This window comes from Pseudoalteromonas sp. MelDa3, assembly GCF_002863625.1.
In the GTDB taxonomy this organism is placed as follows: Bacteria; Pseudomonadota; Gammaproteobacteria; order Enterobacterales; family Alteromonadaceae; genus Pseudoalteromonas; species Pseudoalteromonas arctica.
This window is the reverse complement of the sequence record NZ_PJBR01000102.1, coordinates 1-15,111: the sequence shown is the minus strand read 5'-3', so window position 1 is coordinate 15,111 and position 15,111 is coordinate 1. Positions and strand designations below refer to the sequence as shown.

Here is a 15,111-nt window from a genome sequence, read left to right as displayed (position 1 = left end):
ACAAAAAACCAATGAAGACATAACAGTTCAAGGCGTTATGAACCTCATACACCCTGAGCAAGTAATAGTACCTGTAAACCAGTGTATGATGTTATTTTTACTTAAACCGGTAGATACACTAAATATATTAAATTTAGGCTTGGGCACTGCAGGGTTTGAGCGAATTATGTATCACTTACAAAGTAATACGCCTTACATAAACACCATCAATACATTTAACACGGTAGAAATAAACCCAAGCATTGCCTTAATTGCTGCCCAGCACTTTAAGTTACCAATTAAGCACAGCAGCTATTTACAATGCGCCGAGCAATATATTACCCAATGCACTGATCACTTTAACGTAATCACTATCGATATTTTTAGTGGTGAATATCATCAGCCTTTTTTAACCAGCGATAGCTTTTGGCAAAATATAAATCGCTGCAGTGAGCAAAATACGCAAGTAATCATTAATTTAAACCCACAAACAGGCCAAGAGCTGCAAATGCTTTTAGTACTTTTAAGGCAACATTTTAAGTGCTTAGCGATAATAGAGTTTAACGAATACAAAAATATAGTGATCATACTAAGCCAGCAAACATTAATGCACATAAACGTTGATGAAATACGAAACTCATCTGTGTTTATAAATTTTGCGCCAAACCTTTATAAAAGTATTAACAGCATTTACCACATTGAATAAAACGCGTTACCGTCCAGGTTCATGTTTTTCATAGCACGGTAAGCTTGTTTCTAGCTTCTCCCAGTTAGCTTTAGACGTAACAAAATTATGCGATAAAACCTGCTCAGTAATATCGCTATCAAATATTCCTAAACGAATTCGTATTCTACTTTTGTCATCATTGTTGCTACTGTAAACCGGCGAGCCACAACATTTACAAAAGTAACGAGTACGCCCTACTTTAAAACTATACTCGCTAAGTAGTGCCTGCCCTTTAGTTATTGTGAAGTCATCTGTATTTACAAAGCCATTGGTTGCAAATGCAGTCCCGCTGTTTTTTCTGCACAGTGAACAATGACAATGGATAATGCTGGTTATACTACCCGACACCTCAACATTTACCTCACCACACAAACACGAACCCGTATACATAAAACGTCCTAACTATTAAATTATTTTAAACTCAGCTGAAATTTGCTGAGTTGATTTAATGGATAAGTTTACTGGTTAATTTTTTGAATGGAATAATAATTTTTGTATCTTCGCAGTTCCCACGCCATTACCTATTTTTTAATGATTGACATAAAAAAATTAAATTGGTTATATAACTCCCAGTAAAAACTATAGCCAAAACTTAAATTGGTTAACCAAATATCAATAATATTACGAGAGCCAATTATGTCTTCCAAACACATTTTAATTCTATGTTTGTTTAGCACGCTATCAGCATGTTCAACTATTCAAAAAAATACATCGAGCGATTGGCTACTTATTGATGACTTTGAAAATTCACTTAGCAAGTGGCAGAGTGTCGATACTCAAAATGAAACTAAACCACAAGTTAAAAATCCACAAATAACAGTTATACAACCAGAACAAGCAAACTCATCAACAAATCATTATTTACTAAAAAAGCCTGCGGCTGAGGGTATTGTAGGAAATCGTAAAGCGCTTTCTTATACAAAGCTTCCACAAGCGGTTGAAGTTGGCGACACCTACACATTTTATATGCGTATAAACGTGGCTGCTTTTCCTAATAACCATGCTTTTGGGTTAAGCAACCTTACGCCAGAGTTAATTAATAAACATGCGTACGATGCGTTTGAACCAACACTTCGCGTAACCGATAAAACAGAATCAAACGGGCTTGTAAACGATGGCGCATTAATGGTTAAAACCGACAGCGGGTATAGCAACATTCAAAATTACACTACCAAACAATCGGCCAAGCCACTGCAAACAAATACCTGGTACGACGTATGGTATGTTGTTAATAACGCAGCAGCCTCAGAGCAAGGTCAGCAATATGATGTTTACGTAAAAGGTGGGGAATTTAGCAAGCAAACACTGGTGTATAAAAATGCACAATTTAGAATGAAGCGCGAACAACCTCTTATATATTTTTTAGCAAACTGTAATACAGGCCCAATTAAAAAACCTTATGGTAATGGTGGTCTCAGATATGACGATTTATATATGAGCAAAGGTACAAACCTAAATAATCCAATGCTATAAAAACAAATAAAGCACTTTTAAAAGTATTAAATTATATTAATAACGCTCTACCATATTCACAATTAATAACTTACAAACCTGCATTTAAAAATACTTAAATGGTATAATAGCGACCATTATTTGCCATTTAAGTTTTTAAAATGTATCGATTATTTGAAAAAATGACAAAAGCATTTCCTGAGGATCAACCTACTCAGCCGCCTTCGACTTTATTTGCTTTTTGTCGTCACTACACCAAAGGAATGGAACTGTCGTTGGTGCTAATGTCAATCAGCGCCGCCATGCTCGCTATTTTAGAGGTTTCTTTATTTAGCTATATGGGGCAGCTTGTTGATTGGTTAACGGCCTACACACCCGAAACCTTGTTTGTAGAGCAAAAATCAGAACTTATCAAAATGGCTGTCATGCTCTTACTGGTATTGCCCGTAGTCGTATTTTTTCATTCTGCTATTTTGCACCAAGCATTACTGGGCAATTACCCTATGTCGATTCGCTGGTTAGCGCATCGTTATTTACTGCGCCAAAGTGTGAGCTTTTATCAAAATGAGTTTGCAGGAAGAATAGCCACCAAAGTATTGCAAACCTCTTTAGCCGTTCGCGAAACAGTGACCAAACTACTCGATGTATTAATGTATATCGTGGTTTATTTTGGCTCAATGGTATTTTTAGTTGCCGAAGCTGATTGGCGCTTAATGATCCCTTTACTGGTTTGGTTAGTTTTATACATTTGCGTACAGCTTTATTTTGTACCGCGCCTTAAAAGAATTGCCAGCTCACAAGCCGATGCGCGCTCAGAAATGACCGGCCGAATTGTTGACAGCTACACAAATATTTCTACTATTAAATTGTTTTCGTATACCCAGCGTGAAGAGCAATACGCAAAACAAAGCATGGATGTATTTTTACAGCCTGTGTACAAACAAATGCGCTTGGTAACCAGCTTAAACTTTGTTATTCAAAGCTTAAATTATTTATTAGTATTTTCGGTTACCGCTGTATCACTTTATTTATGGTCGCTTAGTGCAATTAGCGCAGGTGCCATTGCAGTTGCTGTTAGTTTAGCGCTTAGATTAAACGGTATGGCGCAATGGATCATGTGGGAAATAAGCAGCTTGTTCGAAAATATTGGCACCGTAGCCGATGGCATGAAAACACTGTCTAACCCTATTGAAGTTGCCGATAAACCAAATGCTGATACGCTTAACGTAAGCCAAGGTGCCATTGAGTTTAACAACGTACACTTTAACTACGGCAAAGCTGCAAACGAGACTAATCGAAGCCCTGTAATGAACGGTTTAAACTTAAACATTAAACCTGGTGAAAAAATTGGTTTAGTCGGCCGCTCTGGTGCAGGTAAATCAACGCTTGTTAACTTATTACTGCGTTTTTACGATACCGACTCAGGAACAATAAAAATTGATGGGCAAAACATCACAGATGTAAGCCAAGAAAGCCTACGTCGTTATATAGCGATGGTTACGCAAGACACTTCCCTGCTTCATCGCTCAGTAAAAGACAATATTTTGTATGGTCGCCCCGATGCAACGCAAGCTGAGATGATCAACGCCACCAAACAAGCTAAGGCGCTTGAGTTTATAAACGACTTGGTAGATAGCAAAGGCAACAAAGGCTTTGATGCACAGGTAGGCGAACGCGGTGTTACACTTTCGGGCGGACAGCGCCAGCGTATTGCTATTGCACGTGTACTTCTTAAAAACGCTCCAATACTTATACTCGACGAAGCCACAAGCGCACTCGACTCTGAAGTAGAAGCAGCAATTCAGGCAAGCCTTGATGATTTAATGACAGGCAAAACAGTAATCGCGATAGCGCATAGGCTCTCAACCATTGCACAAATGGATAGATTAATTGTACTTGATGACGGCGGCGTAGTTGAGCAAGGCACTCATGAAGAACTAATCGCTAAAGGCGGGATTTACGCCGCTCTTTGGACTCACCAAACGGGTGGGTTTATAGGCGTCGATTAGCCATTAATATTACCTTACTGTAGACGTGGTTTATATTCTGCTGCTACCTAAACAAAAAAGCGAAGATGCCTTAAAGGCTCTTCGCTTTTTTGTTTAAAGTTATAAATAGAGTTTATAACTTTTTTATAAATTAAAAGATTAGTCTTAACCCTATCATTATCAGCATAACCACATTAGCAAGCACACCAATTAAAAAGAAGTAACTACGTGGGCTTGGGTTTTTCTCCGTTGCTATAGCGTAGTACAGCGCCATGTGAATTAAACGCGCAATTAAGTACACCCAAATACACATTGCAAAAATCGGGCTTTGATAATTAATTACAAACGCAAATAACACCGTACCTATAAATAATGCGCTGTTTTCAAGCGTATTATGAAACGTACTATGCGCTCTAAATATAAAGCTGCCGTGCGATAAATCCTCGTCAATTTTACCTGGCACAGCATTTGGCTCTTTAGCTTTGCTAAACGTAGCCACAGCCCACTGTACAAGCAACATAATTAAATAGAGGTAAAATGCCAAATAGGCCGAAAGTGCAACTTCAGTCATTACTAAATCCCTTATTTTGTTTTTTAACTTAGTTTAGAGTGCAATTTTAAAGCCTAAGTTAATACACTGATATTTAGAGGGTTAATTTAATAAGCCTAATTACATATGTAAGTAACTCACGGCGTTGTATAAAATTTACTTGTTATGATTTTAAAAATAACATCAAAAATGAGCTGTATACTGCTGGGTTTACTCCGATCTAAAAAGCTTAAACTCTTCAAACGAACAATCCCACAACACAACTTGATTACGACCCAACGATTTAGCCTCATAAAGTGCTAAATCGGCCTGTTCAATTAACTCAGAAGGTGTTCTTGCTTTAAATTTAATAGACGTAACCCCAAAACTACACGTAACAGGAATATCATCAAATATCGCTTTTTCTACTTTAATACGAATAGCCTCAGCAATACGTATTGCTTGCTCTTGAGTCGTGTTGGGTAAAATAATACAAAATTCTTCGCCACCAAAACGGGCAACGCTATCGCTTTTACGTATATTAGCTTGTAAAAGACTGGCAACGCCACAAAGTACTGTGTCGCCAATGCTATGCCCATAGGTGTCGTTAACGCTTTTAAAATGGTCAATATCGACCATTAAAATACAATATTCTTCAATCTGAGGTAAATCCAAAAAGTCGCGATTCATAATCTCAAATAAAATACGGCGGTTATAACAATTGGTTAAAGGGTCTCGCGCGGCCAAATAGTCTAACTCTTCATTACGTTTTTTAGAGGCAATAAAGCTTCGATAAACCAATAAAACAATAGCTAAACAAGCGGCTAATAAAAATGCGAGCGCAATACTCGCGTATTTGTTTTTTGCAAGCTCTAGCTCTGATATAACCCTAGCTTGGCCTGATATTTCAATTTCATTGTTTTTCTTTTCAAGCTCAAGTTGATGGAGTTTTTCTTTTTCTCTTAATGTCTCCAGCTCTACTTCCATTTTATGCAAGTGCAAATGTGCTTTTTCAAGAGCAAGCTTACTTTCGTCTCTTTCGTATTGAATTATTTCGGTTAGGGCTATTTCTTCTTCCGCGTAACGAAGTGACTCATCTAAGCGTCCACGCTGTTTTTCTGCTATTCGAATTTCACGATAAGCGTATAGCATATGTAACTTATCATCTATTTCGGTTGATAAAGCGAGTGACCTTTTTAACAAAGAAATCGCCTCATTTGTATCAATACCAATTAAAATCCCCGCAAGCGCTGTTAGCGACTTTATCTCATAAAGCTTATTGCCTGTTTCTCTGGCGAACGACAACGACTCTTTGTAATACTCTATAGCCTTGTTTTTATTCCCTTGGGCACGATAAATATTAGCAATAATACGCGCAGTTATAGAAATGTAGGATGTAAGATTTTTGTTTTTATAAGTTACATAAGCTTTTTTAGCATATTGCATCGCTGATACTAAATCGCCAGACTCATAGTTAATAACAGCCATTTCTCTTAAAGCTGATGCGAGCGTTTTTTCCTCGACCATACCTTTTGGCAAATCGATAGTTATTTGATAGAAAATCTCGGCCTGATCAAACTGCTTTAATCGAGTGTATAGCAGCCCCATTTGATTCGATGTTTTAGCAATCCCAAGCACGTTATTTACTTTTTTATAATATAAATATGCCTCATTTATATGCTTAAGTGATTTTTCATAAAGGTTGATATGGCGATAAATAATACCAGCACCTAATAATGCTTTAGCTAAGCCAACAGGATCGTCAATTTCTTTATGTATTTCTAATGCACGAGTGGAGTAATCAAGGGCTAAAACTAAGTTGTCTAAATAGCGCTGCGCTTCTGCTAGTGTATTTAATGTATGCGCCATTAACTTTAAATCATCTAAATTAGTATATATCTCTAAAGCTTTGGTATAAAAATGAGCCGTTTGCTCTCTATTTTCAAGACGCTTATACGACTGAGCTAATTTTTTATACGTTTCACCTAACTGTTTCTGTATTTGTTCGTCTTTATTTACAAGGTATTTTAAAGCAGATGAATATTGCGTGATCGCGTCATTGTATTTTTTTTGTTCATAAAACGAATCCCCCTTAGTAAGGAGCACTTGCGCTATAAAAAAATCATCGCCGTACACAAGGGTTGTTGGTAATAAAGTTTCAATGCGGGTAGTAAGTTCGTCATAACGTTTTTCTTCTAATAATATTTTTATATAATTAATAGACGCCTTTATTTGGTTGCGTGAATCATTTAATTTGCTGTAATAAGCCGAGGATTGTGAAAAGTGATGAAGCGATTCATTAATATTGTTATTTTTTTTATTCGCTTTACCTAATAAGTTATGTAGTTTTGCGCTGATTAACGTGTCATCAGCACTTTGCGCTTGTAACAACAACGCCTTACTTAGTTCGATACTTGTTATAACGTCAGTATCCATAAGTAATTCGGCTCTTTTTAGCAGCCCTGCATTAGATTCATTGATTAAACTGTATGAGGTGGTTTCTTGCGCGTAAGCGCTACTTAAACTAATAAACAAAGCAAAAAGCAAAGCTTTCACTAACAATTTAAAATTATAAATTCGATTTACGAAGAAAGTGTGTACTTGCGAAGTTAAGTCCATCTTTCGCGTGTGATACGAGTAAGTGTAAAATTCCATATTTACCATTTTAGTGATTTGTTATTAATTTAATGCAAAAATTCTGGCGATAAAATATACACATAAAGACTGCAGGTCAAGTTTCGCTGCAATATGGGTAATTGTTAATTTATGAATTTAGCATAATTATGCATATTGCAGCCTAATTCTTTTTTAGCTTAATCGTACGCTGTAAGTTATTAAATGAGAAAACCTAGCTTCTTAGTTTAAGGGTAACCAATACAACACCGTGGTCGGTAGTTAAATCATCACGCTCATATTCGGGGTTTATTAAGTGCCTGTCGTAAGTGTTATACGCGCTTACTTCAAAAAAGCTGTCATCGTAACTGGCGTCAAACTCACACGACAATAAAATGTAATCAAGCACAGAGCTGCTCGCGCCATAATAATGTGTTGGCGGCCTTAACGGTGCTGTCTTTGTTATATTTATATTTTTTACTTGGCTTTTATCCGCTGAATCAACAATCTCGCTGTTGCTGCTAACACAATCACTTTGTACATCGTTTGTTATTGCTTCATCGCTAGAAACCTCATCATTACTTAGCTGCGACTTAACAAACAAATCCCATGAATCATTTAAACAATATTTAGCTAAGTAGGTTTTAGCATCAAACGCAGGTGCAAAGCGTAGCGTACTCGTCAGTAAATGGCTTAATACGCCATCCGCAAGTTCATTATTGAAGTCCCCCATTAATAGCATGGGTTGTTGCGTAGCTTCGCGGCGAGTAATCATCTGTATCATTAGCAATGTAGCTTCACTGCCACGCTGAATAGTTGAGCCCCAACCACCCGCTACATTCGCTTTTAAAATCTCAATTATGTTTTGCTCGGGCGTAAGCTCTTTATTATGCTCATCAACATTAATCATCGGGCGCTTAGATTTAAAATGCACCACATAACAATCAGTATTGCCTATATGCGGTAAAGTAACGGTCGCTCTCAATACCTTACGACTAAAAGTAAACTCACTATTAAGGCCAAGCGTACTTGCAAGCTCACTATCGTGTTCAACCGCTGCTACTTCAACTATGGGATATTTAGAGGCAATCGCCACTACGGGGCGCTTATAAATAAAATCATCAATCACCTCTGGTGTATCTACCACCGCAAAGTAATCATAACCTTGCCCGCCCACTAACTCTTTTAACGAATCAATACTAAACACTTCCTGAAAACCAATCACATCAGGGGCATGCTCTGTTAAGTAATCAACAATCCAACGCTGCTTTTTAGCCCACTGCTGCGCGGTATAAATTTTCTCAAACTCATAATATGCATTGGGTGGCTCAAGATAGTTAAACAGGTTAAATGTGGCTATTTTTAGTTGGGTGTTAATAATTACAGATTCTTCACTGTTTAAATCTGTATCTAACTGTTTAAGATCTTGATTGCTGATGGGTATCGCCTAAGTAAAGTTGAAAGTGTTGCTTGCTTATAAACTATCATTTTATTACATGTTTACGTAATAAATCAGCCAGCTTAATTGTAATTTTATACACTCTTTTATTTTATACCAATCCGCAATAATACTTAATCATTTTGCGGGGCTAAACGTGTCGCTACCTGTGTTAAAAAATTCTCATTTACGACTGCATGGATGCAGAAGGTAGAGCAATGCAGGAGCAATTGCGGAGAACAACTAAATAGCGAATTTTTTGCCTAGCTATCAACACGTTTTTCCATCCTCAAAATAGATCACTTAATTAAGCGAATTGGTATTAGTCTTTATTATATCTCTCAATAAATAGCATTAACGTGCTTAACCAGATAAAATTCGCGGCAATTAAATATGAGCGAAGTGAAGTTGTAATGAGTAGAAAGATTGAACTATTAGCCCCAGGCGGTGATGTAAACGCGGTAAAAGCCGCCATTGTAGCCGGTGCTAATGCGGTTTATTGTGGGTTAGATACCTTTAATGCACGTAACCGAGCATCTAATCTTTCGTTTGATGAGCTTAACGGCGCACTTCGCCTAGCCCATGAATACGGCTGTGAGATTTTTTTAACGCTAAATGTAGTTATATTAGAGCACGAAATGGGTGCGCTATTTAAGCTATTAAATCAGCTAGTAAATACCACGCTCGACGGTATTATTGTGCAAGATTTAGGGTTATTCAATATAGTTAAAAAGCACTTTCCTACTTTGCATATTCACGCATCAACTCAGTTAACCACGCATAACGAATCACAAGTTGAGTTTTTAGCGCGCATTGGCGCTACACGTGTAAATTTATCGCGCGAGCTTAACTTAACTGAAATTAAAATACTGACCGACGTAGCGCATAAATGCGACGTATTAACCGAAGTATTTGTACACGGCGCCTTATGTATTGCGTTTTCAGGGCAATGTTATTCAAGCTCAGTAAGTGTGGGTAACTCGGGTAACCGTGGTCGCTGCTCGCAAGCGTGTCGTGATGAATACGAGCCAACGGCTATGGGTAACAAGCATCCGTTAAACTTAAAAGATAATTCAGCTTATTTTGATTTACCAGAGCTTGTAGCTGCAGGTGTTGATTCGTTAAAAGTAGAAGGCCGCATTAAAGGCGCTAACTACGTACATACAGTGATTGATAGCTGGCGCAAACAAATAGATACCTTTGTACAAACCGGTAACTTAATTGAAGACGACTCTAGCTTGTATAAAGTGTTTAACCGTAACTTTACTAATAAGTTTTTAACCGGCGACATGACCAAAAACATGTTTACCGATAACCCGCGCGACCATAGTTTTGATCACGCAAACGAAAAAAACAACGCAATTTCGGTCGTGCAAATTTACGATGCACAGCAAGAGCTTTCCACTCAAAAAAGTGAAATTGATTCGTTAGTTAAAAAGAAAATTGAATTTTTAGATATTTCAAAGCGCGAGCTTACATTAGAATTTACAGGGCAATTAAATCAGCCATTCACTGTAAACATAATTATTGAAGATAAAAACGATATTACGCTTTCGAATAAAAACGAAAAAGAGCCTCTACGCTTTGAAGTTCAATCGCAAATGCCTATGCAAACCGCCGATAAATCGGTTGTTGATATTGCTGCTATTGATAAACGCTTTAAAAGCTTTAGTAATGCTAATTTTGAAATTAAAAATATGGATTACTCAAACTTAGGCGACAACTTAAGCATTCCGTTTAAAGAGCTCGCCCGTATTAAAAAGCAAGTCGCGTTTTTATTAAACGAAGGCAAAGATGTACTCGCGCCTGTTGAACTGCCTAAACTAGTAAACCACGAAAAAGCAGATAAAAACAAAACAACACTCTCTATTTTAATATCGGACATAAAAGACGTTCACCTATGTGATTTAACAGATGGCGATGTTTACTTTAAATTACCTGAGAGCTTTAGAACCGATAACGATAAATACATCAACGTATTTTTAGAGCACCCGCAGTTAATTCCGTGGTTCCCGGCGGTATTAATTGGTAAAGATTTTGAAGAAGCAGTCCGTTTGCTCGAGGTTGTAAAACCTAAGCTTATTATTAGTAACAACACAGGCGTTGCATTTAAAGCAGTGCAAATGGGCATTGACTGGATTGCAGGCCCATTATTAAACACCACAAATTCTTACGCGTTACTAACACTACAAGAAGATTTAAATGCAAAAGGCGCGTTTATTTCAAACGAAATAAACAAACCACAAATGCGTAATATTAAACGCCCTAACAACTTTAAAATGATGTACAGCATTTATCATCCAATACTAATGATGACTAGCCGACAGTGTTTTTTCCAGCAAACGGTAGGCTGTAAAAAACCACGTATTGACGCAAGCTGTATGTTGAGCTGTAAAAAAGAAACCACCGTCACCAATGTAAAAGGCATTAGCTTTGCCATTGATAAACAAAAAGGCGGCTACCCAAGTATTTACAACCATGAGCAATTTTTAAACATGGATATAGTGAGTGACTTTGCCGACAAATTTGACGAGTTTATGATTGATTTAACCGACATTGGCTCAGGCGATAAAGAAAAGCTCGATAAAGCCGTGTTACTTACGCACTTCCAAGATTTAGTTAACGGCCAAACACAAGCGGTTGAGCATCTAAATAGCTTAGTAAAAGTACAAACCCGTCAGCAATATGTTGAAGGCTTAAATAGCTAAGGTAAGTATTAAAATGACATTGCCATTATTATATTCATTACAACACTGCCCATATGCAATGCGCGCACGAATGGGTATTTTAATGGCAGAGCAACACGTGTTACTACGCGCTATAAAAACTAAAAATAAGCCACCGCATCTTTTGCAAATATCGCCAAAAGGCACGGTGCCTGTTTTATTACTGCCGAATAATCAAGTTATAGATGAAAGCCTAGATATTATGCTGTGGGCTTTAAAGCAAAACGATCCGCATAATTTACTGCATACTCAAGACCCATTAGCACTTGAGCGCATGCTTGAATTAATTAAGCTAAACGACACGCAATTTAAACCCGTGCTCGAAAAGTACAAATTTTATGCTCGCACAAAAGACATGGCACAAATTTATTACCAAAAAGCCTGCGAAGAATTTATTAAGCAATTTGAAGAAAAACTAACCACGCATAAATACTTAATGGGCGATGAAAAAAGTCTAGCCGATTATGCCCTGCTGCCATTTATTAGACAGTTTGCCCGTGTAGATAAACATTGGTACTTACAAAGTGAATACACGCATGTACGCGCATGGTTAAACGAGTTTTTACACGCCCCCATGTTCACCAAAGTTATGACCAAATTCGATTTGTATATGGACTGCGGCGAAGAGTTTTTGTACGGCGTTAAAAAACCTTAACTTACCCTTTGTTTTATAGAAATTTTATTGTCATAGCTAGCTACAAAGCTAAGCATTGAATTATTCTCATCATCGAATTTAAGCCCTTTATTTACGCTATACTGCCCTCCCCATTACTAACAAACGCTATGCATTATGAACTACTCAAACTTTGGCACTAAATTCACACAACCCAACGGCATTACTCAGTTAATGGAAGATTTAGGTGGTGCTAAAAACAGCAACAATCCTAATATTGTTATGCTGGGTGGCGGTAACCCCGCACTAGTACCACAAGTAAATGAGGTTTTTTTAAGTGAATTACAAAAACTCGTTGCCAGTAACAAGGTATCGCAGGTATTTGGCCTTTACGACGGCCCGACTGGTAACGACGAGTTTAGAGCTGCATTAGCTGGCCAGCTAAGTAAAGAGTTCGCATGGGATATTAGCGCCGATAACGTAGCACTTGGTAATGGCAGCCAAGCTAACTTTTTTGTATTGTTTAATATGTTGGCAGGTGAAATGCCGGATGGCAGCCATAAAAAGATTTTATTTCCCCTTGCGCCAGAGTACATAGGTTATGCCGATCAAGGTTTATCGGCTGATATGTTTGTTGCCATAAAGCCTGATATCGAAATTCTAAATACTGAAAATGGCTCAAAACAATTTAAATATGTGATTGATTTTGACGCAGTTGAAAACGTATTAGCAACCGACAGTAGTATTAGTGCACTTTGTGTATCACGTCCTACAAACCCTACCGGCAACGTAATTACCGATGAAGAAGTACGCCATTTGGATGCGCTTGCACATAAGTACGCTATTCCACTTATTATTGATAATGCCTATGGCGACCCTTTTCCTGGCTGTATTTATACCGATGCAAACCTAACGTGGAACTCAAATATTATTTTATGTATGTCACTTTCAAAACTTGGCCTACCTGGTTTACGCAGCGGTATTGTGGTTGCAAACAATGAGATTATTAAAGCAATTGGCCGCGTAAATGGCAGTATGGTTTTATCGCCAAATAGTATTGGCCCAAGCTTAGTGACACGCTTAATTAACGACAACGAACTACTGCCACTGTGCCGCAATGTTGTACTGCCTTTTTATCGTAATAAAGCACACATAGCGATTGAATTGTTTGATGAAGTATTTGCCGAACTGCCTGTTTATTTGCACAAAGTTGAAGGCGCATTTTTTATGTGGCTGTGGTTTAAAGATGCAAAAATGACAAGCGAGGTGTTGTATCAAAAGCTTAAAGAGCAAGACGTGTATGTGATCCCAGGTCACAACTTTTTTATCGGCATTGACGATAGCTGGGCGCACAAGCACGAGTGTATTCGTATTAACTATGCTACCGATGCAGATACCCTAAAAAAAGGCTTAGAAGCGATTAAAAACCTAATAAAGTAAATATACTGATGCCGATATTAATATCGGCATCAGTCATTTAACTCGCTTATATATTCGTTTAAAATTCATGTAAACGCACTGTATCCCCTTTAAATTTATATACAAGTTGGTATCCTACTCGACCTTTTTTAATAGTAATTCGCTTAATTAAGTGATCTATTCTGAGGTGAGAAAATCGTGTCGATAACCAGGCAAAAATTTCGTTATTTAGTTGTTATCACTAATTGCTCCTGCATTGCTCTACCTCCTGCATCCATGCAGTCGTATATCAGAAATTTTTAACGCAGTTAGCGTCAGATTTAATCCCTCAAATTGATTAAGTATTATTGCGGATTGGTATAACATATGCTTATTAAAAAAGAACCAGTCAAGGGGCGACTATCGCTGCAGGGCACTTAGTTTAAGTGGCAGCAATAACACTACAGGCATCGCGTATAAATATTGGTTTTAAACGTTAGATGTAACTTTAAATAGCAACATGCAATAGCACTATTAAGGTCAATTATGCGATTAGGACCAGGACTACTTGTCACCGCTGCCTTCATTGGACCAGGTACCATTACTACCGCCAGCGTGGCAGGTGCAAACTTTGGTTTTGCACTTATATGGACATTACTGTTTTCAGTAGTTGCCACTATATTATTACAATCTATGGCGGCGCGCCTTGGCGTTGCTACTGGGCAAGATTTAGCTCAAGCGCTCAGAGCACATATTCAAACGCCTTTATTTAAATCTTTAGCTATATTTTTAGTCATTAGCGCCATTGGCGTGGGCAGTGCAGCTTATGAAGCGGGTAACTTAAGTGGCGCTAGCATGGGATTAATTGAAATATTCCCTCAAGTTAGTCCTCAACTATGGACACCACTAATTGCTTTTTTAAGTGCTGCTTTACTTTATAGCGGCAAACATAAAGTAGTTGAAAACGCGCTAATTTTACTCGTTATTTTAATGAGCTTAGTGTTTATCTCAACACTTGTAATGGCAGCCCCTTCACTGGGTGATGTATTTGCAGGTTTTATTCCTAGTATGCCTGAGGGTTCGATTACAACCATACTAGCTTTAGTTGGCACTACCATTGTGCCGTATAACTTATTTTTACACTCCGGCGTACTCGCTGCTAGACACGACAGTAACAGCGATATGCAAAAAGTGATTAAACAAACAAATGTTGATACAAGCCTATCAATCACCTTAGGCGGTGTGATCACTTTAGCTATTTTATCTACAGCTTCAGTCGCATTTTATGGCACCGATGCGGGGCAAATTAGTGCGGCTAACATGGCCGTGCAGCTAGAGCCATTGCTTGGTGACGCCGCTCATTACTTTTTTGCTATTGGCTTATTTGCTGCAGGTTTAACAAGCGCTATTACAGCGCCGCTTGCCGGTGCTTATGCTGTGTGTGGCATGTTAGGGTGGTCAAACGATATGGGTAACACGCGCTTTAAAGGCGTCGCTATTGTTATTTTATTGTTTGGTGCTGCGGTGGCGTCACTCGGTTTAGACCCTGTCGCGGTAATTATATTCGCACAAGCGGCTAACGGTTTATTACTTCCTATTGTTAGCACCTACCTTGTATGGCTGGTTAATCAAAAAGGGGTTATGGGAA

The 15,111-nt window shown here is 38.0% G+C and carries 11 protein-coding genes; 7 read left to right on the top strand and 4 right to left on the bottom strand.

Translation table 11 applies throughout. From position 1 onward, the window contains the following. A partial coding sequence (locus CXF89_RS16130) for a class I SAM-dependent methyltransferase (RefSeq protein WP_121955176.1) occupies positions 1-685 on the top strand: 685 nt, incomplete at its 5' end. Positions 686-691: 6 nt separating this feature from the next. Here the strand turns inward: CXF89_RS16130 and CXF89_RS16125 are convergent. Then, positions 692-1,096 carry a GFA family protein gene (locus tag CXF89_RS16125; RefSeq protein ID WP_121955174.1) on the bottom strand — a complete coding sequence of 135 codons (405 nt, stop codon included), beginning with the start codon at positions 1,094-1,096 and terminating at the stop codon, positions 692-694. A gap of 246 nt (positions 1,097-1,342) precedes the next feature. On the opposite strand from CXF89_RS16125, the gene CXF89_RS16120 reads away from it, so the two are divergent. Continuing rightward, positions 1,343-2,179, top strand: a complete 837-nt coding sequence (locus CXF89_RS16120; protein ID WP_121955173.1) for a hypothetical protein — start codon at positions 1,343-1,345, stop codon at positions 2,177-2,179. Between the two features lie 140 nt (positions 2,180-2,319). Continuing rightward, a complete protein-coding gene (locus CXF89_RS16115) occupies positions 2,320-4,167 on the top strand; it encodes an ABC transporter ATP-binding protein (protein ID WP_121955172.1) in 1,848 nt (615 codons plus the stop codon). A 130-nt stretch (positions 4,168-4,297) separates the two neighbouring features. Here CXF89_RS16115 and CXF89_RS16110 read toward each other — a convergent pair whose 3' ends face one another. From CXF89_RS16110 to CXF89_RS16100, 3 genes are all read right to left on the bottom strand, one after another. Continuing rightward, complete coding sequence (locus CXF89_RS16110) at positions 4,298-4,717, bottom strand: MAPEG family protein (protein ID WP_121955171.1); 420 nt, start codon at positions 4,715-4,717, stop codon at positions 4,298-4,300. A 189-nt stretch (positions 4,718-4,906) separates the two neighbouring features. After that, positions 4,907-7,111, bottom strand: a complete 2,205-nt coding sequence (locus CXF89_RS16105; protein WP_257983233.1) for a tetratricopeptide repeat-containing diguanylate cyclase — start codon at positions 7,109-7,111, stop codon at positions 4,907-4,909. A gap of 412 nt (positions 7,112-7,523) precedes the next feature. Further along, entirely contained in the window at positions 7,524-8,633 is a 1,110-nt protein-coding gene (locus CXF89_RS16100; RefSeq protein ID WP_121955169.1) for an endonuclease/exonuclease/phosphatase family protein, read from the bottom strand. Between the two features lie 506 nt (positions 8,634-9,139). Between CXF89_RS16100 and CXF89_RS16095 the strand changes: the two genes are divergently transcribed. From CXF89_RS16095 to CXF89_RS16080, 4 genes are all read left to right on the top strand, one after another. Continuing rightward, the gene (locus CXF89_RS16095) at positions 9,140-11,434 is read left to right on the top strand and encodes a peptidase U32 family protein (protein WP_121955175.1); all 2,295 of its coding nucleotides are present in this window, start codon (positions 9,140-9,142) and stop codon (positions 11,432-11,434) included. A gap of 13 nt (positions 11,435-11,447) precedes the next feature. Then, positions 11,448-12,107 carry a glutathione S-transferase gene (locus CXF89_RS16090; protein WP_121955168.1) on the top strand — a complete coding sequence of 220 codons (660 nt, stop codon included), beginning with the start codon at positions 11,448-11,450 and terminating at the stop codon, positions 12,105-12,107. 135 nt (positions 12,108-12,242) lie between these two features. Further along, a complete protein-coding gene (locus CXF89_RS16085; protein WP_121955167.1) occupies positions 12,243-13,505 on the top strand; it encodes a valine--pyruvate transaminase in 1,263 nt (420 codons plus the stop codon). A 504-nt stretch (positions 13,506-14,009) separates the two neighbouring features. Beyond that, on the top strand, positions 14,010-15,111 hold a 1,102-nt coding region (locus CXF89_RS16080), incomplete at its 3' end, for an Nramp family divalent metal transporter (RefSeq protein WP_145990830.1).

Coding starts and splice junctions, on each gene's coding strand:
- CXF89_RS16115 (WP_121955172.1), top strand. CDS start 2,320: ATGTATCGATTATTTGAAAAAATGACAAAAGCATTTCCTGAGGATCAA.
- CXF89_RS16090 (WP_121955168.1), top strand. CDS start 11,448: ATGACATTGCCATTATTATATTCATTACAACACTGCCCATATGCAATG.
- CXF89_RS16105 (WP_257983233.1), bottom strand. CDS start 7,111: ATGGATACTGACGTTATAACAAGTATCGAACTAAGTAAGGCGTTGTTG.
- CXF89_RS16110 (WP_121955171.1), bottom strand. CDS start 4,717: ATGACTGAAGTTGCACTTTCGGCCTATTTGGCATTTTACCTCTATTTA.
- CXF89_RS16125 (WP_121955174.1), bottom strand. CDS start 1,096: ATGTATACGGGTTCGTGTTTGTGTGGTGAGGTAAATGTTGAGGTGTCG.
- CXF89_RS16085 (WP_121955167.1), top strand. CDS start 12,243: ATGAACTACTCAAACTTTGGCACTAAATTCACACAACCCAACGGCATT.
- CXF89_RS16095 (WP_121955175.1), top strand. CDS start 9,140: ATGAGTAGAAAGATTGAACTATTAGCCCCAGGCGGTGATGTAAACGCG.
- CXF89_RS16120 (WP_121955173.1), top strand. CDS start 1,343: ATGTCTTCCAAACACATTTTAATTCTATGTTTGTTTAGCACGCTATCA.